Origin of the sequence: Loktanella sp. 3ANDIMAR09 (assembly GCF_001420005.1) — a bacterium.
Classification (GTDB): Bacteria; Pseudomonadota; Alphaproteobacteria; order Rhodobacterales; family Rhodobacteraceae; genus Loktanella.
Genome location: NZ_LJAK01000003.1, coordinates 238482 through 263112, shown reverse-complemented (window position 1 = coordinate 263112; position 24631 = coordinate 238482). Strand labels below are relative to the sequence as shown.

Sequence of the window (24631 nt, the reverse complement as noted above, 5' to 3'; positions counted from 1 at the left end):
ATAGAGGTTCTGCGCTTATCTTCAATGCACAAGGAGGGATTGCGGAAAACTTCCGCGCAACTGGTCTTCGAGCCAGGCATCCGTGCCGAAATTCAAGGCAGGACAAGCGATAAGGCGATCATCAGCCCAGATCGACGGCAGGCCCAGCAGGCAGGCGCGGGGGGCCGCGTCCTCAGGCCGCACCGTGATCTGCTGCAATCCGTCCGCCCCCAGCGCACGCAGCACAGCACCTGACAGGTCCTGCCCGACGGGCATCCAGCGCCCGTCCCACAATTCACCACTCTGGACAGACACCTGATGATCCGCGACGGCCTGATGTTCGCGCGCGATGAACAGGTGCCCCCCCTTGGGCACAAGGATTGCGCCTTGAAGTGTCGTTGTGCCGCCAGCCAGCACCCTGTCCAGAGTCTGTGTCAGGGCAGAGAGCCTTGGCCGATAGACGGCACCCGTCACCGCGCCAATGGCACCGGCCAGAATGCGCAACTGCGTTTCAGCCTCGATCCGGGTCAGGCCGTCGCGGTCCAGTGCAATGCATCCCTGCGTCGTCGGGTGCATCATCGCGGTTGCGGCATCATGCGCACGCGCGGCCAAGGCCACGCGCGCGCGCGCCATGGCCTGCGCCGTATCGGCCAACCGCACCGTATCCAGTCCCTCTTGCCCGATCAGCTGTCGCATGCGGACCCGCGCATAGGTCGCATCGTCATTGGTTGGATCATCGACAAAGGGAATGTTCAAAACCCTGAGATAGTGGCGCAACTCGTCACGCCCCATGGGCAGCATCGGTCGCACGATCTGCCAGCCCCCCGCGCAACGCAGCCCCGCCATCGCCGCGAGACCGTCGACGCCTGATCCACGTGCGAGCCGCATCAGCAGCGTTTCGGCCTGATCGTCGCGGGTATGCCCCAACAGGACCGGGCGGCCCTCCGCCCAGGCACCGATCAGCGCCCGGCGGCCGTTGCGGGCCGCATCCTGCAGGTTGCCGTTTCCGTCCCATTTCCACTGCAAGGTGTCGTGCGCAACGCCAAGCCCTGCGCATTCCTCAGCGACCATTGCGGCCTCTGATGCGCTGGCATCGCGCAGGCCGTGATCGACCGTGACGACCGACATCGCCACACCATAGATTCGCGCCCAACCGGCCGTCAGATGCAACAGCGCCATGCTGTCGCCACCGCCTGACACGGCAACGCCGATGGCATCCGGGAAATCAGGTCCCAGCAAATGCCCCATTTCACCGGCAAAGCGGTCGGGCAGACCTGTCAGGTGCATCCCAGCAGGCCGCGTGCGCTGTTCGCTTCGGCGACATAGGTGCTGTTGGGGAACCGCACGCCGACCTCTGCCAGCGTCACGCAGGCATCGGGGATCTGTCCCACGTCACCCAGCGCACGCCCCAGCCGGAACAGCGCCTCGGGTGCAAATGGTCCCTCTGGTTCTGCGGAAAACGCCGCCAGATAGGCGCGTGCCGCGTCGCCGTTCTGTCCCAGCCCTGCCTGCGCCTGGCCCAGTGCGATGTTGGCCTGCACCTCAAGCGGTGACCCGGGATAGGTAGCACCAAAGGCGGCCAGCCGATCAACGGCCACCTGAAAATCACCCGCAGCCAGCGCCTGTTGCGCGGCCTCGAAATCCTGCTGTTCACCCAGCGCAAGATCGGGGCCCTGCGCCACGGGTGCGGCAGGCACCGGCACATTCGCCGCCGAATCCACGCCGCCCAGTGACGGCGTATTGCCCAGCAGCGCGATGTCACAGGCCGGTTCAAGTTCGCACAGTCGGAATTCCAGATCACCGACACGGTTGGTGCCGTCCACGGTGATCCGGTTGACCCGGAATTCCAGCTCTTCGGTCTTGGAAGTGAGGCGCTGCAACTCGGCCTCGATCGCGTTCAGACGATCAAGCGGAGTGCTGCCGGTCACGCCGGTCGACAGCGCACCGCTGGCCGACAATTCACCGCGCAGCGCCTCGATGTCACCGTAAAGCACGGTCAACTGCTGCCGGATGTCGGCAAGGGTCGCGTCCTGCGCCAACGCCGGACCCGCGGCGAGTGCGAGGACAAACGCCAGCGCCCGCATCAGCTGAGCTGTCCGATCGAGATGACAGTCACAGCACGGCGGTTCTGGGCATAACATGCCTCGTTCGAGCAGACCTCGACCGGGCGTTCCTTGCCATAGCTGACGGTCCGCAGGCGGTTGGCCGAAACCCCGCGCGAGATCAGGTATTCGCGCACCGCATTGGCGCGGCGCGCGCCCAATGCGAGGTTGTATTCGCGTGTGCCCTGTTCGTCGGCGTGACCTTCGATGATGGCGAGGTAGTCTGCGTTGGTCTGCAACCAGCCGGCCTGCCCGTCCAGCGTGGCAATGCCCTGCGGGGTCAATGAACTGGAGTCGACGACGAACAGCACGCGGTCCCCGATGGTCTGCTGAAAGAATTCGGGGCTGCGCGGGTCAGAGGCCCCGGTCGCGGTGCCTGCGGCATTGGCATCCACGCCACTGCCCGTCAACGGGTCCATCCCGCCGAAACGGTCCGGGCGCGTGCAGGCAGATGTCGCCAGCGCAAGGCCGATCAGGGCCACTTTTGTCAAGATGTGCATTGTTTCAATGTCCTTTTTGAACCGCTCTTTGGTCGCAGGGTATCACGCGACAGCGTATTTGGGAATCACGGTTGCAGCGGGCCCCAGGCTGGGTCTGATGCCCCGCCCTGCAACGGTACGGGTTTCAGGTTTCGCCCGGAAATATCCACCGAATACAGCTGGCTGGTGCCTGATGCGCCCTGTGTTTCGCGGGTGAACATCAGCACGCGACCATTCGGGGACCAGGTCGGCCCCTCGTCGAGGAAACTGGAGGTCAGCAGACGTTCCTCTGATCCGTCGGTGCGCATCACGCCGATGTGGAACCGGCCTGCGTTCTGCTTGGTAAAGGCCACGAGATCACCACGTGGCGACCAGACAGGTGTGCCATAGCGCCCGTCGCCAAAGCTGATGCGGCGCGGTTCGCCACCGTTTGCGGACATGATGTACAGTTGGCTGCCACCGGACCGGTCGCTCTCGAACACGATCTGGCTGCCGTCGGGGCTGAAGCTGGGGGCGGTTTCGATCGACGGTGCGCTGGTCAGGCGGGTCGAGGCCCCGCTGCCGATGTCACCGATATACAGATCAGTATTGCCGCCATTCGCAAGACTGTAGATCACCCGGCTGCCGTCACGCGAAAACCGGGGGCTGAATGCCATTTCGCCGGGGGCCGTCGGCAATTGTCGCTGCGAAACAGAACCCACGTCGAGAATGTTGATCCGGGGAAAGCCCGATTCGTAGCTGGTATAGAGGACACGGTCACCGTTGGGCGAAAACCGGGGGGCCAGCACCAGCGACGAACTGTCGGTCAGAAACTGCACGTTCGCCCCGTCGTAATCCATGATCGCAAGACGTTTCAGGCGGTTGTCCTTGGGGCCTGCCTCGCTTACGAAAACGACGCGGCTGTCGAAATAGCCGGACTCGCCCGTGATGCGGGAATAGGCAGCATCGGCGACCTTGTGCGCCATGCGGCGCCAGCCCTGGGTCGTGCCGGCAAATTGCAGGCCCTGTCCCAGTTCGGCACCGGTAAAGATGTCATAGAGACGGAATTTCACCGTCAGCTGCGATCCGTTGACCGCAACGGCCCCGGCGATGACGGCCTGTGCGTTGATCGCGCGCCAGTCGGGGTATGCAGGCGGCGTGCCAAAGGGACCCAGCTGGCTGATATAGGCGCTGGCGGGGATTTCGCGAAACAGCCCCGTGCCGGTCAGGTCCTGCGCGACCAGCCCGCTGATATCGGCGGCAAGCGCCTCTGCGCCCGGTGTCTCGGCGGTGAAAGTCGGCACCGCAAAGGGCAGCGGTTCGATCACGCCGTCGGTGATGGTCAACCGCAGCGGGCCGGATTGCGCCAGCGCCGGCAAGGTCTGCCCGATTGATGCAATGGCCATCAGCCCTGCGATCACAACTGCCTTCAATGTCATACCCAATCCCTCAACCACGGGCGTTTTTCGCCCTTTTGCGTCATTCTGCGCAGGTTAACAGCGCAACCGTATCACCGCCATCACGACTTGGCGATTTCCCGCCTACCGCAACCGCATTCCCGACGGGTCAAAGGTGATTTCCACCTCCCGCCACTGGTCGTATTTTTCCGCAGGCAGATCATAGCCGTCCTGCCCCTGACAACGCAGGATCGCGCGGCGGGCCGCCTGAAATGCGATTTCCGTTGCACTGGCGTCGCCACCCATCGCGCCGACCTGCCGCACGTCACCCGTGACACGGCCAGATTGGTCGAGATCGAATGCCACCGTCATCGTCACCATCGCCGCCTGAGAGCCGGGATCGACGTTCCAGCAGGCGTTGACCGCTACGCGAAAACCCTCTTGTTCGGCACCGGTCATCGGCGGGCCGGGTGCCAGATCCGGTTCCGGGGCCGACACCGCGGCGGCCGCGGCAAGGGCCGCGGCAATCGCGTCCTCGTCCGTCTGGGGGGCCGGATCGGGTTCGGGTTCCGGCGCGGGGGCCGGGGTTTCCGCGGCGACCTCCACCTCGGGCTCGACCTCGGGCGCGGGCGTCGGGCGATTGGGGCGTTGCGGCGGGCGTGGTGCCTCGGTCACGCGGCCTGTGGGTGTTTCCGCCTCGGTCACGATTTCGGTCACCGCTTCTTCGGGCGCGGTTTCTTCCTGTGCTTCTTCGACCACCGGGGCATCGGGGGCGGCCTCGGGCGCGACCTGCTGGCGCACGACCTCGTCCGGGGTCGCATCAGGCGGCGGCGGGGCAACGGGCTGGGCCATGACACGGGTGGACGGACGCGGGATCGCGCGTGGTGCGTCATTCAGGTTCGGCGCGGCGACCACCTCGTCCTGGACCGGGCCGGTTGCGACGGGTGCCTGCGTTTCGGGCGGCACTGGCAGCGCATCGGGTGCGGGCGGCGGCGGGGCCTCGGCCACGGGTGGCTCTGGCGGCGGCGGCGGCGGCGGTGGTGGCGGCACCTCATCCGGGGACGGCGTATCCGGGGTCTGTTCGACGGGCGGTGCCACGGGCGCATCCGGGGCCACGTCACTGGGGTTCGGCGTCGTCGCGCTGACGATGGCCGCATATTCCTCGGAGGTCACGATGGACACGTCCGACACCTCGAACGGCATGGGGTCAGCCTGAAACCCCCAGCCCCCGATCAACCAGATCAAGAGAGCCGTGTGTCCCACCGCCGAAACCGTGCTGCCGGGCGTCCATTGCATGGGATCAGCCGTCCGTGCCCATCAGGTCCGGCCCGCCGATATCCGTCACCAGACCGATGTTGTTGAACCCGGCCGCATTCAGCGCGCCCATGATCTGTGCGACACGGTTCCAGTCGTTGGCCCCGTCGGCCCGCAGAAAGATGCGGTCGCTGGCCCTTTCGGATGCAATGCCTTGTAGGCGCGCGATCAGATCGGCCTGATCCACGGGCGTATTCTGGATCGACAGCGCACCGGATGCGTCGATGGTGACGGTCAGTGGTTCCTCGTCGTCGCTGGGCAGCGCGTTGGCCGCCGTTTCAGGCAGATCCACCGGCACGCCCACGGTCATCAGCGGTGCGGCCACCATGAAGATGATGAGCAAAACCAGCATCACGTCCACGAATGGCGTGATGTTGATTTCCGCCATCGGCTGGGCGCGACTGCGGCGGCGCCCGCGTCGCCCGCCGCCCCCTCCGTCAGATTTCTGAACACCGGCCCCCATGTCAGCTGTCCAGCTGGCGGCTGAGGATGGTGGAAAATTCGTCGGCAAAGGCCTCGAACCCGGCGATGATGCGGTCGGCGTCAGCACTCAGCTTATTGTAATAGATAACGGCCGGAATGGCCGCGAGCAGGCCAAGACCCGTGGCCAAGAGCGCCTCTGCGATACCGGGGGCCACGACCGCCAGGTTGGTGTTTTGGGATTCCGCGATCTGGATGAACGAATTCATGATCCCGAACACCGTGCCGAACAGGCCCACGAACGGGGCCGTCGATCCGGTTGTCGCGAGCACCGGAAGGCCCTTTTGCAGTTTGGCCGCTTCCTTGGCGATGGCGACATCCATGCTGCGGTCGATCCGTGCCTGTGCGCCCGCGATCAGATCGCCGTCCTGTTTGTGGCTGCGCCGCCATTCGGTCATGCCCGCGGCAAAGATGGTTTCAGCCGATCCCTGAGGTGCGGCACCGATGTCGTCGAACAATTGATCCAGCGGTTCGCCCGACCAGAACATCGCGTCAAAGGCATCGGATTCGCGCCGGGCGCGGCGGTATTGCAACGTCTTGTCCACGATGATCGCCCAGCACCAGACCGAGGCTGCGACCAATGCCAGCATGACGAGTTGTACGAGGATGGTCGCGTCCGCGAACATGCTCCACATCGTGAAATCGTGTGTCTGTTCCATGTGCCTGCTCTGTGTTCGGCCCCTGCGGGGCTCTGTGTTGGGCCTGTGTATACGGCAGATTCTGCGCCGGGTCTAATCAAACAAGCGCCATCGGCGCCCTGCCGCGCGCGGCGATTCCATCACTGCGGTATCGCTTGGACGCTGAATTTCGATGCGCCAGCCCGCGAACAGCGCCCAATTTTCGGGCAACGCGCTCGCACCGCGCATTTCTGACCCGGCCTGCGTTGCACAGCGCACCCCCCTGCCCGCTACTGGGATGGCAGAGCACTTAGGGTTCCGTTGTCGCCCGCGACAAGCCTGGTCCAAGAAGAGCTACCGCGCCGGCAAATTCCGGGGCGGCACACGGCGGGGCAAAATCCCGGGAGGCTACTGCGCAGGTTTTGGCCGCGCTCTTTGTCTCTTGTTCCGCCAGCGCGGCGAAATCCATCTGGACAACAGGCGGGACGCACAACGGGGAAAGTCATGACATTCAAGAACATTCTATCCGCTGCGGCGCTCTCGGCCGGACTGGCGACTGCGATGGCGCAGCCTGCACTGGCGCAGGAAAAAACAGATTTCAAACTGGCATGGTCGATCTACGCGGGCTGGATGCCCTGGGGTTATCTGTCCGACAGCGGGATCATGGACAAATGGGCCGAAAAATACGGCATCACGGTCGAGATCGTACAGATCAACGACTATGTCGAATCCATCAACCAGTACACGGCAGGTGCCTTTGACGGGGTCAGCGCCACCAACATGGACACGCTGTCGATCCCCGCGGGCGGCGGCGTCGATACAACGGCCCTGATCATCGGTGACTATTCCAACGGCAACGATGCGGTGATCCTCAAGGGCGAAGGCACGCTGGAGGATCTTGCAGGCAAGCCGGTCAATCTGGTGGAACTGTCGGTGTCGCATTACCTGCTGGCGCGGGGGCTGGATACGGTCGGCCTGTCGGAATCCGATCTGGACGGTGTCATCAACACATCCGACGCGGATATGATCGCGGCCTATGCGACCGACGACGTCAGCGCCGTCGTCACATGGAACCCGCTGGTGTCCGAAATCACGGCATCGAACCCCGATGCCAACGTGCTGTTCGACAGCTCGCAAATTCCCGGTGAAATCCTCGACCTGATGGTGGTGAACACGCAGACGCTGGCCGACAACCCCGATTTCGGCAAGGCCGTGGTCGGTGCCTGGTACGAAGTCATGGGCCTGATGGCCGCTGGTGACGAAGAGGCGTTGACCGCCATGGCAGAGGCAGCGGGCACCGATCTGGCCGGGTATCAGGCGCAGCTGGCCGTGACAGAGATGTTCTATGATCCTGCCGATGCCGTCGCACAGGCCGCGTCGCCCGATCTGCCGACCACGATGACGACGGTTGCGGAATTCCTGTTCGACAAGGGCATTTTGGGTGTGAACGCGCCCAGCGCCGATTTCGTGGGCATCGCCTATCCGGGTGACGTGGTGACGGGGGACGCGGATAACGTCATGTTCCGGTTCGACACAACCTACATGCAGATGGCCGCCGACGGCGCGCTGTAAGCCTCTGGCGCGCGGCGACCGCGTCGCGCGCCCCCAATTCCCGTCATTCATGCGTCCCCTGACCGGAGGCTTGTCATGCGACTGATCAACCGTATCCCATCGCGCCGCAGCGGCATACTGCTTGCCGCGCTGCCATTCATCGCGGTGATGATTGCCTATGCGATCAGTTCGGACATCCGGCTGACGGCCAACCCGAATGACAAACTGCTGCCGGCACCTGCCACGATCCTGGACACCGCGATCCGGCTGTTCACAGAGGCCGACCGTCGCAGTGGTGACATCCTGTTGTGGCAGGATACATGGGCCTCATTGCAGCGCCTGCTGCTGGGTGTCGGCATTTCGGCCGCTATCTCGCTGGGTGTCGGCATGGCGATTGGGCTGTTGCCAGTCATCAGGTCCGGTTTTTCCAGTTTTGTCGCCGTGGTGTCGATGGTGCCGCCGCTGGCGCTGCTGCCGATCCTGTTCATCGTATTCGGACTGGGCGAGCTGTCAAAGGTCGTGTTGATCATCATAGGCATCACGCCGTTCATGATCCGCGACCTGTCACAGCGCGTGCTGGATATTCCCACGGAACAATTGATCAAGGCGCAGACCATTGGCGCATCGTCGCTGGTCATCGCCCTGCGCGTGACACTGCCGCAAATCCTGCCGCGCCTGATTGCAAACGTGCGCCTGTCGCTGGGGTCAGCCTGGCTGTTCCTGATCGCGGCCGAGGCTGTGGCGTCGGATGTGGGCCTTGGCTACCGGATTTTTCTGGTGCGTCGCTACCTCGCGATGGACATTATTCTGACCTACGTCATCTGGATCACGCTGCTGGCGTTCCTCATCGACTGGGCGCTGAAAACGCTGTCCCGCCGGGCATTTCCATGGCTGGAGGCCGGGCTATGAGCTTTGTCAGCGTCCGCAACATCTGGCAGGCCTACGGTGACCGGTCGATCATCGAACGGGTCAACGTCGAGGTCGATCAGGGCGAATTCATTTCCATCGTGGGTGCCTCTGGCTGTGGAAAATCCACCTTTCTGCGGCTCTTGTTGGCGCAGGAACGCCCCACACGCGGCGAGATCAGCATTGATGGCGGGCCGCCTGCGGTCGAGCCGAACGTAGAGCGCGGCGTGGTGTTCCAGCGCTATTCCGTGTTCCCGCATCTGACCGTGCGCGACAACCTGATGGCTGGCACCGCGTTCAAGACGCGGTTCGGTTACCTGCGCGGTGCGGCACGGCGTCAGGCGATGCAGGACGCGGATGAAATGCTGGTGCGGATCGGTTTGAACCACGTGGCCGACCAATATCCCGCATCCCTTTCGGGCGGTATGCAGCAGCGACTGGCGATCGGTCAGGCGATGACCGCAAAGCCGCGCGTCTTGCTGCTGGACGAACCATTCGGCGCGCTTGACCCCGGCACGCGCCTGCAAATGCACGCCTTCCTGATGGAGTTGCGCGCGCTGACCAACATGACCGTGTTCATGGTGACCCACGACCTCGAAGAGGGGTTCAAGCTGGGCGACCGTGTGCTGGTCTTTGATAAACCCCGCTGGGACCCGCACGATCCGGGTCTGTTCGGGGCCACGATCACCTACGACTTTGACGCCCGCAACGGCGGCATTCCCCACCAAATCCAAACGGAGGACACCCATGTTTCCTGATACAGGCCCCCAAGCCAGGCGCAGCCGGTCGCACCATCCCCGCGATCTGGCCCAGCGGATCAACGCGCAGGGCAGACGCCAGCACCATCCGGACCTGACCCAGCTACAAGGCTGGAAGGCCATGGAGAAAGAGGGCGACATCCCCACCGGCCGCGCCGACGAGGAACGCCGCTGGGCGCTGCGCATGGGTCTGACCGGGGCCGACGCGATCGAGGACAAATCCATCCCGACATTCGCCCGCGGAGAGCTGCCGCATTTCGCCGGGATCAACACGTTCCTCAAGGCCCCCTATGCCGAGGACGTGCTGGAGGTGGCGAACTACGACGCCACGATCCTTGGCATCCCCTTTGACGGTGGCACGACCTACCGTCCCGGCACCCGGTTCGGACCGCAGGCACTGCGCAAGATCTCGGCGCTGTACACGCCCTATAACTACGAAATGGGCGTCGATCTGCGCGAACAGATGACGCTGTGCGACGCGGGCGACGTATTCACGATCCCGGCGAATATCGAGAAATCATTCGACCAGATCAGCCGTGGTGTCAGCCATGTGTTCAGCTCCGGCTCGCTGCCCATCATGATCGGTGGCGACCATTCCATCGGCTACCCTTGCCTGCGCGGCATCGCGGAATGCACGTCCAAGAAAATCGGCATCGTGCATTTCGACCGTCACGCCGACATTCAGGAAAAGGACCTGGACGAACGGATGCATACCACGCCGTGGTTCCACGCGACCAACATGCCCAATGTGTCGGCCAAGAACCTTGTGCAGATCGGCATCGGCGGCTGGCAGGTCCCGCGCGAGGCGGTCAAGGTCGCGCGGGAACGCGAGACCAACATCATCACCATGGGCGACGTTGAAAAGATGGGGATCGACAAGACGCTGGAAATGGCGCTGGACATGGCCTGGGACGGCGTGGACATGGTCTATCTGTCGTTCGACATCGACAGCATCGACTGCGGTTTCGTGCCCGGCACCGGCTGGCCCGAACCCGGCGGGTTCCTGCCGCGCGAGGCACTGGCGCTGGTCTCCGGCATCGCGGCCGAGGGGATTTGCGGGATGGAACTGGTCGAGGTATCGCCCCCCTATGACACGTCGGACATCACGGCGCTGCTGGGCACGCGCGTGATCGTCGATGTGCTGGGGTCCATGGTCGCCAGCGGCAAAATGGGCGCGCATAAACAGCATATCGACAAACCCGTTTCCATTCCGCACGGCGAATTCAGCGGCAAGAGGTGGTCCAATGCCACATGATCACGGCCCGGACGGGCACCATCACCACCACGATCACGCGCCCCATGGCCATGGCCATAACCACGCGCATGGCGACCACCTGCATAGCCACATGCATGAACACGACGCGGCTGCGGACCTGCAGGTCCTGACCGCGCAGTTCATCGACGGCTACGTGCAGGCCCGCGACAAGGCGGCCTACCTCAAGCTGGCGGGCGTGCCGTTTGAACGCCCCGCCGCCGCAGGACCCAAGGCGCTGAAACTGATCGACGTGGAATTGAAAACCGAATGGCAGGTCGGAACGGCATCACCTTCATTCGGATCACGCGAACTGAGCTATCTGCCGTTCCCCGGCCAGATGGTGACGGAACGCACCAACATGTCCTTGATCTATGTCTCGATGGATGAAAAATCGGTCTTGGACATCCGCGATTTTCTATCCCAACGCAAAAAGGAAATAGACGCATGAAACACCTGTCACTGACGATTGCCGCGATTTTGGCGGCCTCGCCCGCGCTGGCCCATGGCGGCGCACATATCCATCCGCATGGGATGGAAATTCCACTGTCGCTGATGGGCGGTATCATCGCGCTGGCAGCCTACCTGGCCTGGCGCCGCATGTGATCCTGGGGGCCGCTGCACCGCGATTGCGGCAGCGGCCCTAACCGTGCGCCCGCAACAGGGTGGTGACCGCGCGGTTCACCTTTCCGGGCACATCCGGATAGGGCAGGCCAGAAAGGCCCAATTGCGCCCGCTTGAGCCCCTGCCCTTCGAGCAAGGCGATGAAATCCTCGGCAATCTCTTGTGGTGCGAATTCAGTTTTCAGTGCACCGCAGTCCTTGGCCTGATCAAACATCCGCGCCAGATCATCCAACGTCTGCTGAAACGCAGCATCGTAGAATGTCACGCCCATGTCGGGGGCATGACGCGCCTCTTCGTGGATCAGACAAGCGAAAGCCACGGTTTCGGGATCATTGAGAAAGGTCAGCAACCGGGTACCAAAGGCAGTCAGCCCCGCGTGCAATTCAGCCCGTGACGTGACCGCCGGTGGGTTTGCGTCGCGAAACCGGCAGACCTCTGCCGTGGCGACACAGCCCAACAGATCGGTCATGTTCTGATAGTAGCGATAGATCGTCGCTTTGGATACGGCGGCCTCGCGGGCCAGCATGTCGGTGGATACCTTTTCGAAACCATGTTTGAAAAACAGGCTTCGGGCGGCTGCCAGAATACGGGTCTGTGACGGATTTTGGGTCATGACTGAACGGTAGGGTGCGCCTACCAGAATTGAAAGTGGGAACCTCACGGCAAAATGAGACAGAGCTTCCCCCTTGCCACTGCCTCATGATGGGTTAAGTACCACGCCGTACTCTACGATGGAATTTATATATGCTTCGCATTGCCACGGTCCTGATTGCTCTTTCTGCCGCTGTCCCATTGTCCGCACAAGAGGCCGAGACACTGACACCGTCGGGTGATCCCGCCCCGATGAGGGCTGTGAAACTGATCAGGGCCGCCGGCGAAAGCGTACTGACGGACAGGACGTTCTTTGGCCAGGTGGTCGCCTTGGAAACGGTCGATCTGTCATTCGAGGTCGGCGGGCAGATGACCATGTTCGACGCCCAAGAGGGCCAGTTCCTGCAAAAGGACGTGCAGATCGCAGCACTGGACGTAGGCCCATTCGAACGGGCGGTGGAACGGGCACAGATCAACCTGACGCAGGCCGAACGCGCCTTGAACCGCGCCGAAACGCTGGCGGCAACGAACGCTGTGTCGGCCACACAGGCAGAGGATGCCCAGACCGCACGCGATCTGGCTGCCGTCGCCCTGCGCGAGGCGGAGGATGCGCTGGCGAATGCCAGTCTGCACGCCCCGTTCGAGGCATTGGTCGCCTCGCGCCTGACACCGAATTTTGCCATCGTCAGCCCCGGTCAGCCCATTGTCCGCCTGCACGACATGTCAGAGGTCCGCGTCGAAATCGACGTGCCGGAACGCCTGTTCCAGAATGTCGACGAAGGCAGCGATCTGAAATTTACCGGGTCGTCCCCGCTGTTTGACGCACCCGTCCCGCTGGAGTTGCGCGAATTCAACGCCGAAACCCAGAACATCGGGCAAAGCTATCGGGTCACATTGGCCCTGACGCAGGACGACGTGCCACAGGCAATCATTCCGGGCGCGTCCATCACCGTGACGGCGACCCTGCCATTGGGGGACGAAAGCCTGGTGATGTTGCCGCCGTCAGCGGTGTCCTATGACAGCGGATCGCCCCGCGTTCTGGTCTATACGCCGAACCCCGGCGGCACCGACGGAACCGTGGCCTGGCAACCGGTCGAGGTCAGCTCTCCGAACGGGACGGACCTGCTGGTCAGCGGCATCGCGGGCGACACGCAGATCGTGGCCGCCGGACTGCAAATGCTGACAGAGGGCGAAACCGTGCGTCCTTTCATCGGCCTGACGGTGGAATAGCCCCATGAAAATCGCGCGTTTTTCGATCGAATCCCCTCTCTATACCTGGATGTTCATCCTGTTCGCCATTTTTGGCGGATTGTTCGGCTATATGTCCGTCGGCAAGCTGGAAGACCCGACCTTTACGCTCAAGAATGCGCTGGTCATCACGCCCTATCCCGGCGCGACATCGGCCGAGGTCGCCACCGAAGTGTCAGAGGTGCTGGAAGCCGCGATCCAGCAGATGGACGAGGTAAAGACCGTCAAATCGCGCAATACCCAGGGCGTGTCGGTCATCGAGGTCGAAGTCGAGGATCAATACGACGGTGAGACGCTGCCGCAGGTCTGGGACGACCTGCGTGACCGTGTGTCCGACGCGCGGGCATCCCTGCCGGCGGATGCGTTGCCATCGACCGTGAACGACGATTTCGGTGACGTCTATGGCATCCTCTATGCCGTTGCGGCGCCCGGCTATAGCGATTCGGAAATCTGGGACATCGCCAGTTTCATGCGCCGCGAACTGCTGACCGTGGACGGCGTGGCCAATGTCCAGCTGCAAGGCCTGCCACAAGAGGCGATTTTCGTCGAACCCTCATCGCAGACACTGTCGCAGCTGGGGGTCGATCCGGCGGTCATTATCGGCGCGATCAGTGATTCCACCGCGATCAACCCGACCGGTTTCGTCAACAACGGCAGTGCAAACCTGCAAATCCAGGGACCATCGGCAGAGGACAGCGTGCGCGAAATCAGCGGCCTGACCTTTGGTTTCGGCGGCGAGGTCCTGAACCTGCTGGACATTGCGGACGTCAAGCGCGCACGCATCGAGAACCCCGACCACATCCTGCGCCACAATGGCCAGGAGGTGTTCACATTGGGCGTGTCCGGCCTGGTATCCGAAAATATCGTGGATGTCGGTCGCCGGGTCGAGGCAGAGCTGGCCGTGCTGGAAACGCTGCTGCCCGTCGGCGTCGAAGTCAGCCCGGTCTACGAACAGCACCAGGTCGTGGACGAGGCCAACAGCAGCTTTCTGGTGTCGCTTGCCCTGTCGGTCGCGGTCGTGATCGTGGTGCTGGCGATCTTCATGGGTCCCCGGGCGGCGGTTGTCGTCGGTGTCTCGTTGCTGCTGACCGTGCTGTCGACGTTCTTTTTCATGTATCTGTTCGACGTCAAGGTCGAACGCATCAGCCTGGGTGCGCTGATCATCGCGATGGGGATGCTGGTCGATAACGCCATCGTGGTGGCCGAAGGCATGCAGCAGGAAATGCGCAAGGGCAAGAATTCCCGCGATGCGGCGGATATTGCCACGCAGAAAACCCAGATCCCGTTGCTGGGGGCCACGATCATCGGGATCCTGGCCTTTGCCGGGATCGGCCTGTCACCCGATGCGTCCGGCGAATTCATGTTCTCGTTGTTTGCGGTGATCGGCATTTCGCTGATGCTGTCATGGATCGTCGGCGTCACCATCACCCCGTTGCTGGGTCACTACCTGTTCAAGGTCGGCGGGCTGGATGCAGACGATTCCGGCTACAACGGCCCGGTGTTCCGCACCTACGGCAAACTGGTCCGCTGGGCGCTGAAATTGCGCTGGCTGGTGATCGCGGGCCTGCTGGGCACGACTGTCGCCTGCATCATGGCCTTTGGTCAGGTCAAACAGCAGTTTTTCCCTGCGGCGACGACACCCATCTTCTATCTTGATTACAAGGCGGCACAGGGCACCGCGATCGAGGAATCATCCGCCGACATCGCCGTGGTCGAGGACTGGCTGCTGGCCCGCGACGACGTCCAGGCCGTGACCGCAACCGTCGGACAAGGCCTGTCGCGCTATGTGCTGACCTACAGCCCTGCCCGCGCCGACAGCTCCTATGCGCAGCTGGTGATCCGTGCCACGTCCCCAGAGGCGATCCCCGCCCTGCGCACAGAGCTGGATCAATTCGTGATCGAGGCGCTGCCCTGGGCAGAGCTTCAGTCGAAACGCATCATCTTTGGTCCCGCGACCGGATCGGATATCGAGGCGCGCTTTTCCGGGCCCGACCCTGCCGTGCTGCGCGAACTGGCCGCAGAGGCAGAGGCGATCCTGCGTAACAGCACCGACCTGTTGCACACCGAATATACCGACTGGCGCGAGGTCGAAATCGCGACCCGTCCCATCTATGCAGAGGATCGCGCACAGGCGGCGGGGATCACCCGCAGCGATGTGGCGACCGCCATCGCCCTGGCCACCAATGGTATACCTGCCGGCACCTACCGCGAACGTGACCGCCTGATCGACATCATCGTGCGCAAACCCCGTGACGAGGCCGAACGCGACAGCCAGCTTTTGGACCAGATTGTCTATAGCCAGGCCATCGGGGGCTATCTGCCGCTGAGCCAGGTTGTGGACGGTTTCACCGTCGTTCCGGAAAACCCCGTGATCGAACGGCGCAACCGCGTCCAGACCATTTCGGTGCGCGGCAATGTCATCGAAGGTCTGACACCCCCCACCGTGTTTGCCCTGGTGCGTCCAGCAATCGAGGCGATCGAGGTTCCGGCAGGCTATGAATTGGAGTGGGGCGGCGAATTCGAAAGTTCGAGCCAGGCACAGGAATCGCTGGGCCGGCAGATGCCGCTTTCGTTCGGGACAATGCTGCTGATCACCATTCTGCTGTTCGGCAAGCTGCGCCAGACTGCAGTCATCTGGACCATTGTGCCCATGGCCATCAACGGCGTGGCCATCGGTCTGCTGCTGTCGAACATCCCCTTCAGCTTTACCGCTTTGCTGGGCCTGCTGTCGCTGTCGGGCATGTTGATCAAGAACGCCATCGTTCTTGTCGAAGAGATCGACGCGCAAAAGGCCGAAGGCCTGCCACAACACGAGGCCATCGTCACAGCCAGTGTCAGCCGTCTGCGGCCCGTGGTTCTGGCTGCGGCCACCACGATCCTTGGCATGGTGCCGTTGCTCTCCGACAGCTTCTTTGCGGCGATGTCGGTGACGATCATGGGCGGATTGGGATTTGCGTCGGTCCTGACGCTGGTCGGTGTACCGGTCCTGTATCACACCTATCTGCGCAAGGAGCGGATCGCCGACAAAAAGGCAGCCGACGGGGCCGTGCCGGCACCCGCCTGATGCCTACGGGGGCGCGGCCACGGTATCACCTGGACGCGCCCGCCGGGTCATGACCCGGATGAAGCAGGCCGCGGCCCGGCATCGCCAGCCGTGCGGCGCGCCACTGACCAATTCAGCCCCAGCAAGACCGCGATCAACAGCGATCCGACGATTTCGACGGTCAGGTCGGGCCAGAACAATGCGATGACACCGGGCACCAGCAGTATACGCATCCAGACCGGCATCGGCCCCCACAGATAGCCCTCGAGCACGGCGGCAAATGCGACCAGACCCAATATGGCAATCGCCCCGGACCACAGCACCAACGGCAGCGGCCCGCCCAAGATGATTTCCGGATTGAACACCATGAACAGCGGGATCAGGTACAGCCCCTTGGCGTATTTCCACGCCTGCACGCTGGTTTCCATTGGCTTGGACCCGGCGATGGCGGCACCCGCGAACCCGGCCAATGCGACGGGTGGTGTCACGTTGCTGTCCTGCGAATACCAGAACACCACCAGATGCGCGATCAGGATCGGCATGCCGAATTGTTCCGTCAGGGCCGGACCCACCAGGATGATCAGGACGATATAGGCCGCCGTCACGGGCAGCCCCATGCCCAGCACGAGGCTGGCCAACAGCACGAGGATCAGCGCCAGGACGATGTTGCCCCCCGAAAACGCGATCATCATCGCCGAGAATTTCAGGCCCAGGCCGGTCAACCCCACGACACCCACAATGATGCCTGCAACAGCGCAGGCCACGGACACCGCGACGGCGTTGCGCGCGCCCAGATCCAGTGCCTCGAGTGTCAGCGCCACGCCACGGCGACACATCGCGACAAACCGGTCTGCCGTTGGCCCGTTGCGTTGGAAATCCCACATCGCGCGTGCGGCGGCAGCCGCCATGATCGACAGGATCGCGTAAAATCCGACACGCATCGGCGAATATCCCGCGACCAACAGGATCACGAGCGCGACGAGCGGCAACAAGAAATGCCAGCCTTCGGCCAGCACCGTGCGCACCCTTGGCAATTCGGCGGCGGACAATCCCTGCATGCCCTGTTTGACGGCGGCAATATGGACCAGCAGATAGACCGTCCCGAAATACAGCACCGCCGGAAAAATCGAAACAAGCACGATGTCGACATAGGGCATCCGGGTAAATTCGCTCATCAGGAACGCGCCCGCGCCCATCAACGGCGGCATGATCTGTCCACCGGTCGAGGCGGCGGCCTCGATCCCGCCTGCCTGCGCGGGGCGGTAGCCCAGCTTTTTCATCAGCGGAATGGTAAAGGCGCCGGTCGTCACCACGTTCGCAATGGCCGAACCTGAAATCGACCCCATGCCTGCGCTTGCGATCACGGCGGCCTTGGCCGGTCCGCCGCGCTGCTTGCCCGCAGCCGCATAGGCGAGGTCGATAAAGAATTTGCCCGCGCCGGTGACTTCGAGAAAGGCACCGAACAGCACAAAGATGAAAACAAAGGTCGCAGCGACGCCCAGCGGAATCCCGAAAATCCCCTCGGCCCCCAGCGTCATCTGGCTGGCCAGCCGGTCCAGCGAATAGCCCCGGTGATTGAGGATGCCGGGCATCCAGTCTGCCAGAAACGGCAGCTCACCGCGGTTGCCGGCAAAGGCATAAACGATAAAGAACGCGCCGATCAGCGTCATGCCAAGGCCCACGGCCCGGCGCGCGGCCTCGAGCACGACGATGATCGTGACGATGCCCATCCAGACGTCGATGGGACGCGGGAAAATCTGGTTCGCAATGATGTCGATGTTCAACGGCACCCAGGCCCCAGCGGCAATCCCTGCGAGGATCAGCACACCGTCGATGGCCCAGCCCAAGGGACCCCGCGCCTTGCCTCGGCCAAAGGCGGGATACAGCAGAAAACACAGGACCAGAACGAAACCCAGATGGATGGGACGCTGAAAAAACAGACCCAGCGGCTGCACACCGGCGGCGTAGAGCTGGAACAGCGACAGCGCGATACCGATCACGGTAATGGCGCGGATGACGAACCAAGGCTGCGGGACCTCGGCTGCGGGAATGTCAGGTATCGTCGTCATTATTCGTATTTCCTAAAAGGGCAATCCGCACCCGTTCACGCGGGGCAACCGCCGATAGCGACACGACCCTGTCACCGACCTGCAAACGATGATCGACAGGGCCGCGCCCCGGGCGCAAAATATAGGCGTTTCCCGGCACAGGCTCGTTGATATCAAGGATATAATAGCCGCCTTGTCCGTCCGTGACCTGCCGTCCGCGACCCGGGATGTGGTCCAGTCCGGCGGCGAAATCCGGCAGATGGGCATGCACCAGAACCATGCGCCCTGCCCTGTTTTCATAGCAGTCCGACACCGGGAATCCCTTGACGGAGTGGTTCCAGAGCACGCACCACTCTGTGCCGTCAGCCACGTCAAAGCGCGCGATTTCGGTCCCATCGGCGCGGGTCGCGACAAGCGCGTCTGCCAATGCCACGCATGGCAGCAGCCAAATGAAAAGGGAGAGGACAATGCCCCTCCCCCCTCGGTGGTCTGCAATCATGGACGCAGATCGTCAGGAATCGTCGCGCCGATTTCTTCGTAGTACCGGATCGCACCGGGATGCAGCGGCACGGGGGTGGCGGACATCGTGAACTCGACCGTTGTTTCGTTCGCCGCCGGGTGGATTGCCTGCATGTCCGCGATATTCTCGAACATGGCCTTGGTGATCGCATAGGCCACATCGTCGGTCATTTCCGACGACACCGCCAGGACGTTCGGAATGCCCAGAACGGTGAGGTCTTCGTCAACACCGTTGTAGCTGCCACCGGCAAGGGTCGTCGTCGCAAAGGTGGAATCCGCATCCATCGCGGCCTGCAATTCGGCCTCTGACAGGGCGATGATCGTGATGTCCTGCGTGGTCGCAAGGTTCAGGATCGAAGAGGTCGGCGCACCCACAGACCAGAATCCCGCGTCGATATCGCCGTTGGCCAAGGCGTCAGCGGTTTCGTTGAAATTCAGGCGCTGTTCGTCGATGTCGTCATAGCTGATGCCATTGGCCTCGAGGATGGCATTGGTATTGACCTCGGTGCCGGAACCGGGCGCACCGATGGACACACGCTTGCCGGTCAGATCTGCCAGCGACGTGATCCCCGACCCCTCGAGGGCGACGATGTGCACCATGTTTGCGTAGAGCGAGGCAAGACCACGGATCATCGGCAGCTGCTGGCCCTCGAACCGGCCGGTGCCGGAATAGGCCTGTGCCACGGTGTCAGCCAGACCGATGGCCAAATCGGCGTCACCGGTGGCAATCAGACCCATGTTCTCGACCGAGGCACCCGTAACCTCTGCGGTCGCGGAATAGCCTTCGATGTGGTTGTTGATGACTTCGGCAAGGCCGCCGCCCATCGGATAATAGACCCCGCCCGTGCCACCAGTGGCGATGGACAGCTGCTGCTGTGCCACGGCCGGCGCAGCAAGGCCCAGCGTTACAATCGCCGCGGTTCCGATCAGGCCCAACGGCCCACGCAAGACTTCTTTGAACATATCGTCCTCCCAAATCGGGTGTGTCACCCAAGGTTTGACCCGGCTCCTCCCGGGTTCGTGGGAAAGATACAGATTTCTGAACGGAACTGGACCCCTTTTTTCGCGCCTTGGAGAAGACGGTCCGTCGCAGGGCTGCAGCAGAGGTGCGGCACGCCCGCAGATGAGCGCGGCGGGCCCACAGCACCCGCGGCGCAAACTGTTGAACCTGCGCCTGTGCTGATATCAGCGCACAAGGACCGCGCGGAAATCATTGACGTTTGTCAGGGTCGGTCCCGTTCGGATCAGATCGCCCGTCGCATCGAAAAACGCATAGCTGTCATGGCGCGCAAGACATGCCTTGGCATCGGCACCGACGTGCCGGGCGCGCATCAGCACATCTGGCCCGATCATGGCGCCGGCTGCGTCTTCGGTCCCGTCAATCCCGTCCGTATCGGCCGCCAGCGCATGGATTTTGTCATGGCCGTTCAGCGCGATGGCAAGACTCAGCAGAAATTCGGTATTGCGCCCACCGCGACCGGGCATGGTCCCAGTTGTTGAAACGGTCGTTTCACCACCTGACAACAACACGGTGGGCCCTGAGGCGGGCGTGTGCTGCCGCGCCACCCATTTGGCCATGCCCGACATGGCTATTCCCAATTCCCGTGCCTCGCCTTCGAGGGCGTCGCCGAGGATCGTCGGCGTGACACCTGCATCGCGGGCGACCTGTGCCGCGGCCTCGAGCGACAAGGCCGGTGTGGCAATGAGACGGTAATCATATTCGAATGCAGGAACGTCCCGGACTGGCTGCACTAGAATGTCGCGCGCAGCGGCAGGCAGGTCCGGGCCAAGCCGGTCGACGAGATAGCCCAGATTTTCACCAGCCGAGGGGTCAGGCACGGTGGGACCGGATGCGATGGCCGCCGGATCATCGCCCGGCACATCGGATATTGCCAGAGTCACCAGCCGGGCCGGATGCACCGCGCGCGCCAGACCGCCGCCTTTGATCGCGGACAGCCTGCGCCTGACCTTGTTCATGTCGTCGATCGTCAGGCCCGAGGCCAACAGCAGTTTGTTGACGGTAATCTTGTCCGGCAGGGTCAGCGGTTCGACCGGCATCGGCAACAGGGACGAGCCACCGCCGGAAATCAAGGCAATCACCAGATCATCCGCACCGGCAGCGGCGGCCGTCTGCATGATGTCACGCGATGCCTCCAGCCCTGCCGCGTCAGGGACAGGATGCGATGCCTCGCGCACGCGTATCCGGGTCGTCGGAACGGCGTGACCATAGCGTGTCACGACGACGCCAGACAGGTCCACATCCGGCCAGGCCCGTTCAAGGGCCAGCGCCATCGCAGCAGCTGATTTGCCAGCCCCGATGACGATGCAGCGGCCCGCTGGCTTCTCGGGGAGGTGCGAGGCCAGAACAGTCGCCGGATCAGCTGCGGCGATCGCTGCATCCATCATCCGGCGGAGCAGCGCTACTGCATCGTCATCGGTCATTTGCAAACCCTCAGATATTTTCGCCGCGGATCGCTTCGCAGACGGCGTCGGTCACGTCCTGCGTCGTGGCTGTACCACCGACGTCTGGCGTCATGATACCATCTGCGCAAACCTTTTCGACGGCACGCATCAATCGTTCGGCCGCTGCGGTTTCCCCCAGATGTTCCAGCATCTGGCTGGCCGTCCAGAACGTCGCGACGGGGTTTGCAATACCTTTGCCCGTGATGTCGAACGCAGACCCGTGGATCGGTTCGAACATGGACGGAAAACGGCGTTCGGGATCAATGTTGGCCGTCGGCGCAACACCCAACGACCCTGCAAGGGCACCCGCAAGATCCGACAGGATGTCCGCGTGCAGGTTGGTGGCGACAATCGTATCCAGCGACTTGGGGTCCTTGACCATCCGCACGGTCATGGCATCGACCAGCATCTTGTCCCAGGTCACATCGGGAAAGTCCTTGGACACTTCCAGTGCTATTTCGTCCCACATCACCATGCCGTGGCGCTGCGCGTTGGATTTGGTCACGACCGTCAGAAACTTGCGCGGGCGCGACTGCGCGAGCTTAAAGGCGTAACGCATGATCCGTTCCACACCGACGCGCGTGAAAATGGACACTTCGGTGGCTACTTCTTCTGGCATGCCTTTGTGCGCACGCCCACCGATGCCCGAATATTCACCTTCGGAATTTTCGCGCACGATGACCCAGTCCAGATCACCCGGACCCACGTCCTTGAGAGGTGCCGAGATGCCCGGCAGAATACGGGTCGGCCGGACGTTGGCATATTGGTCGAACCCCTGACAGATCGGAAGCCGGAGCCCCCAGAGCGTCACATGATCGGGAACATCCGGTGCGCCGACAGCGCCGAAAAAGATCGCGTCAAACTGCCGGAGCTGATCCGTGCCGTCTTCGGGCATCAGCGCGCCCGTCCGTTTGTAGCGCTCCGAGCTCCAGTCGAATTCTGTCACGTCAAAGGTAAAACCACCGTCGCGGCGCGCCAGTGCTTCCAGTGCCTGATGCCCTGCAGCGATGACTTCCGGACCAATTCCATCAGCTGGAATGGAGGCGATTTTATAGGTTTTCATAGCGTTCTTCCGATCTGATAGGTTCTGCGCGACATTGGACCCGGGAACGATAGCCCGCATTGGGCTGATTTCATTCCGGGACGTTCCTTGGCACCTCGGGCGAGGCTACCTTTTCTGAAACGTTGCGCTCAATCAGTTAATGATTATATACTTAAATTGAATAATAACGCGGGGCATGGCTTTGGACATCTTGCAGATCAAGAGCTTTCTTGCTGTGGCCGAGACCCTGCATTTCGGCAGGGCAGCGCAATCGCTTGATATCTTGCCCGCCTCGCTGGGACGCCAGATCAGGCTGCTCGAGGAAAAGCTGGAATGCCGTCTGTTTCTGCGGACGACCCGATCAGTGACCCTGACAGAGGCCGGTCACAGCATCCTGGACGATGCACGGGCGTTGGTCGCGCAGGCGGAACGGCTGGAAACCAAGATCCGTGACGTCAGAAAATCGGAAACACCCGTCCTGAAGGTCGGCGCAATCGACAGTGCCGCCGCCGGACTGATGCCCCGGTTGCTGATGATGATACGCCAAGAGCACCCTGACCTGGAGGTGCAGCTGTTCGAACAGAAAACGATCCACCTTCTGCCCAAACTTCTGAGCGGCTCGATTGATATCGCCTTTTGTCGTCCGCCCGATGTGCGTGACCAGCGGCTGAACTTTCGCACGTTGTTTTTCGAAACCGCCGTTGTCGCGCTGCCGGAAACACACCCGCTTTCGGGCAATCGCGCCATTTCGATTTCGGAACTGGCTGACGAACCCCTGATCGTGCCGGATCGCAGATCACGGCCCCATTCGCATGATCTGACGATCAAACTGTTCGTCGATATTGGTCTGACCGCGCGGATCGCGCAGGTGGCCGAGGAAAAACAGACCATCGTCAATCTGGTCGCAGCCGGGACGGGCCTTGCGATCGTGCCGCGCTGGACATCCCGGTTTCAGGTTCCGGGCGTCGCATTCGTGCCATTGTCGATGCCACCGGGTGCCACGCGATCCAAGCTGATCCTGGCGGCGGCCTGGACCCGCGGAACCCGCGACGCAAAGCGTGACGCCTTCTTGTCCGTTCTGGAAAAAAACCTGCCCGAGCTTGAGCGCACGGCCTGATTATTTCGTTTTGGAATATAATTTATAGCAGATAGCAGTATTGCGCCGTTCTTCCCATCATGGCCTGAGATGCATCCCGTCTTGAGGACGCATTGGAGGACATACCTTGGAGGAGGAACATCCATGAAATTCGCAACTTTTACAGCCGCGGCACTTTGCACCGCAATCGCGCTGCCTGCTTCTGCCCAGGACCGCGACGGCTGGCCCAGCAGCATCACCATCGGGACCGGCAGCCAGGGCGGCACGTATTTCACCTATGGCAGCGGTTTTGGCGCGATGATCAATGAGGCGCTTGCTCTGAACGCAGGTGTCGAAATCACCGGCGGACCGGTCCAGAACGTGACCCTCGTCGAAACCGGTGAGCACCAAGTTGGCTTTGTGACGTTGGGACCGGCAGACGAAGCGCGCCGCGGCGAAAGCCCCCTGATGCCCACACCACACGAGAACATCCGCGCGCTTTTCCCGATGTATCAGACACCGCTGCAAGCCGCCGTTCTGGCCAGCACCGACATCGAAACCTTTCAGGATCTGGCTGGCAAGCGGATCGGTGTGGGTCCGGCCGGCGGCACATCGGCCACCTATTGGACGCGCTTTTTCGAGGCCACCGATGACAGCGCCGACATCAGCAACGCCGGTGCGTCTGACACCGCAGGGCAGCTCAAGGATGGTCTGATCGACGCCTTCGTCTATGCCGCAGGATTGCCGACCGGCGCCTATGCACAGCTCGCCGTCGAAAACGATGTCCGTTTCCTGTCGATGGACGACGAAACGCTGGCCGCCATGATGGCAGTCGCACCGTCGATGCAGACATTTACCATCCCCGCCAACACCTATGAAGATCAGCCAGAAGATGTTCAGACCGTGTCGCTGTGGAACTTTGCGATTGCCCATCAGGACATGCCCGAGAGCCTCGCATATGAAATCACGGCTCTTGCGATGGAAAACCCCGACCGCATGGTTCAGAACCACGCAGCCGCGCGCGAAACGCTGGCTGAAAACGTGGACAAGAACGCGGTCATTCCATTCCACCCCGGTGCCGTGCGCTGGTTCGAAGAGAACGGATACGAGATCCCCGAAAACCTGAAGTAAGGCGGATTTCCAACTGTTGTCGACACGGGCGGT

23 protein-coding genes and 1 riboswitch are annotated in these 24631 nt (G+C 62.5%); of the genes, 10 read left to right on the top strand and 13 right to left on the bottom strand.

The genetic code is table 11. The features are described 5' to 3' along the window. Positions 1–21: 21 nt before the first annotated feature. The 7 genes from tilS to tolQ form a co-directional block, all read right to left on the bottom strand. The gene (gene tilS, locus AN189_RS06565; RefSeq protein ID WP_083484283.1) at positions 22–1266 is read right to left on the bottom strand and encodes a tRNA lysidine(34) synthetase TilS; all 1245 of its coding nucleotides are present in this window, start codon (positions 1264–1266) and stop codon (positions 22–24) included. Continuing rightward, positions 1257–2063 (bottom strand): tetratricopeptide repeat protein, encoded by an 807-nt coding sequence (locus AN189_RS06560; protein ID WP_157057406.1) that lies wholly within the window; start codon positions 2061–2063, stop codon positions 1257–1259. Before AN189_RS06560 ends, tilS begins: the two co-directional genes overlap by 10 nt. Next, complete coding sequence (gene pal / locus AN189_RS06555; protein WP_056032879.1) at positions 2063–2581, bottom strand: peptidoglycan-associated lipoprotein Pal; 519 nt, start codon at positions 2579–2581, stop codon at positions 2063–2065. Before pal ends, AN189_RS06560 begins: the two co-directional genes overlap by 1 nt. Positions 2582–2646: 65 nt before the next feature. Then, entirely contained in the window at positions 2647–3945 is a 1299-nt protein-coding gene (gene tolB / locus AN189_RS06550) for a Tol-Pal system beta propeller repeat protein TolB (RefSeq protein ID WP_056033280.1), read from the bottom strand. 135 nt (positions 3946–4080) lie between these two features. Next, positions 4081–5232 carry a hypothetical protein gene (locus tag AN189_RS06545; protein ID WP_056032877.1) on the bottom strand — a complete coding sequence of 384 codons (1152 nt, stop codon included), beginning with the start codon at positions 5230–5232 and terminating at the stop codon, positions 4081–4083. 4 nt (positions 5233–5236) lie between these two features. Continuing rightward, positions 5237–5713 (bottom strand): ExbD/TolR family protein, encoded by a 477-nt coding sequence (locus AN189_RS06540; protein ID WP_056032874.1) that lies wholly within the window; start codon positions 5711–5713, stop codon positions 5237–5239. Position 5714: 1 nt separating this feature from the next. Next, the gene (gene tolQ, locus AN189_RS06535) at positions 5715–6389 is read right to left on the bottom strand and encodes a protein TolQ (RefSeq protein WP_172794869.1); all 675 of its coding nucleotides are present in this window, start codon (positions 6387–6389) and stop codon (positions 5715–5717) included. A 257-nt stretch (positions 6390–6646) separates the two neighbouring features. Beyond that, a riboswitch (guanidine-I (ykkC/yxkD leader) is annotated at positions 6647–6756 on the top strand. A 95-nt stretch (positions 6757–6851) separates the two neighbouring features. On the opposite strand from tolQ, the gene AN189_RS06530 reads away from it, so the two are divergent. The 6 genes from AN189_RS06530 (at position 6852) to AN189_RS19115 (ending at position 11420) form a co-directional block, all read left to right on the top strand. Next, entirely contained in the window at positions 6852–7919 is a 1068-nt protein-coding gene (locus AN189_RS06530; protein WP_056032867.1) for a putative urea ABC transporter substrate-binding protein, read from the top strand. 75 nt (positions 7920–7994) lie between these two features. Continuing rightward, positions 7995–8807: an ABC transporter permease gene (locus AN189_RS06525; RefSeq protein WP_056032865.1), complete on the top strand. Its 813-nt coding sequence runs from the start codon at positions 7995–7997 to the stop codon at positions 8805–8807. Then, positions 8804–9562 carry an ATP-binding cassette domain-containing protein gene (locus AN189_RS06520; RefSeq protein ID WP_056032862.1) on the top strand — a complete coding sequence of 253 codons (759 nt, stop codon included), beginning with the start codon at positions 8804–8806 and terminating at the stop codon, positions 9560–9562. Before AN189_RS06525 ends, AN189_RS06520 begins: the two co-directional genes overlap by 4 nt. Further along, the gene (locus AN189_RS06515; protein WP_083484281.1) at positions 9552–10817 is read left to right on the top strand and encodes an agmatinase family protein; all 1266 of its coding nucleotides are present in this window, start codon (positions 9552–9554) and stop codon (positions 10815–10817) included. The genes AN189_RS06520 and AN189_RS06515 overlap by 11 nt, the downstream gene beginning before the upstream one ends. Further along, entirely contained in the window at positions 10807–11265 is a 459-nt protein-coding gene (locus tag AN189_RS06510) for a hypothetical protein (RefSeq protein ID WP_056032859.1), read from the top strand. The genes AN189_RS06515 and AN189_RS06510 overlap by 11 nt, the downstream gene beginning before the upstream one ends. Further along, positions 11262–11420: a peptidase M23 gene (locus tag AN189_RS19115; protein WP_157057405.1), complete on the top strand. Its 159-nt coding sequence runs from the start codon at positions 11262–11264 to the stop codon at positions 11418–11420. The genes AN189_RS06510 and AN189_RS19115 overlap by 4 nt, the downstream gene beginning before the upstream one ends. A 37-nt stretch (positions 11421–11457) precedes the next feature. Here the strand turns inward: AN189_RS19115 and AN189_RS06505 are convergent, their stop codons facing one another. Continuing rightward, complete coding sequence (locus tag AN189_RS06505) at positions 11458–12051, bottom strand: TetR/AcrR family transcriptional regulator (protein ID WP_056032856.1); 594 nt, start codon at positions 12049–12051, stop codon at positions 11458–11460. A gap of 131 nt (positions 12052–12182) precedes the next feature. Here AN189_RS06505 and AN189_RS06500 point away from each other — a divergent pair, with 131 nt between their 5' ends. Both AN189_RS06500 and AN189_RS06495 read left to right on the top strand, forming a co-directional pair. After that, positions 12183–13259 (top strand): efflux RND transporter periplasmic adaptor subunit, encoded by a 1077-nt coding sequence (locus tag AN189_RS06500; protein WP_056032853.1) that lies wholly within the window; start codon positions 12183–12185, stop codon positions 13257–13259. 4 nt (positions 13260–13263) lie between these two features. After that, entirely contained in the window at positions 13264–16341 is a 3078-nt protein-coding gene (locus AN189_RS06495; protein ID WP_056032849.1) for an efflux RND transporter permease subunit, read from the top strand. Between the two features lie 47 nt (positions 16342–16388). Here the strand turns inward: AN189_RS06495 and AN189_RS06490 are convergent, their stop codons facing one another. The 5 genes from AN189_RS06490 to AN189_RS06470 all read right to left on the bottom strand — a co-directional run bounded on the left by AN189_RS06490 (position 16389) and on the right by AN189_RS06470 (position 22413). Further along, positions 16389–18389, bottom strand: coding sequence for a TRAP transporter permease (locus AN189_RS06490; protein ID WP_056032846.1), 2001 nt, complete (start codon positions 18387–18389; stop codon positions 16389–16391). Next, positions 18373–18801 (bottom strand): DUF1850 domain-containing protein, encoded by a 429-nt coding sequence (locus AN189_RS06485; RefSeq protein WP_253279568.1) that lies wholly within the window; start codon positions 18799–18801, stop codon positions 18373–18375. The genes AN189_RS06490 and AN189_RS06485 overlap by 17 nt, the downstream gene beginning before the upstream one ends. 62 nt (positions 18802–18863) lie before the next feature. Next, a complete protein-coding gene (locus AN189_RS06480) occupies positions 18864–19850 on the bottom strand; it encodes a TAXI family TRAP transporter solute-binding subunit (protein ID WP_056032844.1) in 987 nt (328 codons plus the stop codon). 222 nt (positions 19851–20072) lie between these two features. After that, complete coding sequence (locus tag AN189_RS06475; protein ID WP_056032840.1) at positions 20073–21329, bottom strand: glycerate kinase; 1257 nt, start codon at positions 21327–21329, stop codon at positions 20073–20075. Between the two features lie 10 nt (positions 21330–21339). Beyond that, the gene (locus AN189_RS06470; protein ID WP_056032838.1) at positions 21340–22413 is read right to left on the bottom strand and encodes a tartrate dehydrogenase; all 1074 of its coding nucleotides are present in this window, start codon (positions 22411–22413) and stop codon (positions 21340–21342) included. A 175-nt stretch (positions 22414–22588) separates the two neighbouring features. Here AN189_RS06470 and AN189_RS06465 point away from each other — a divergent pair, with 175 nt between their 5' ends. Next, positions 22589–23509, top strand: a complete 921-nt coding sequence (locus AN189_RS06465) for a LysR family transcriptional regulator (protein ID WP_216597725.1) — start codon at positions 22589–22591, stop codon at positions 23507–23509. A gap of 123 nt (positions 23510–23632) precedes the next feature. After that, complete coding sequence (locus AN189_RS06460; protein WP_056032834.1) at positions 23633–24598, top strand: TAXI family TRAP transporter solute-binding subunit; 966 nt, start codon at positions 23633–23635, stop codon at positions 24596–24598. Positions 24599–24631: the final 33 nt, after the last annotated feature.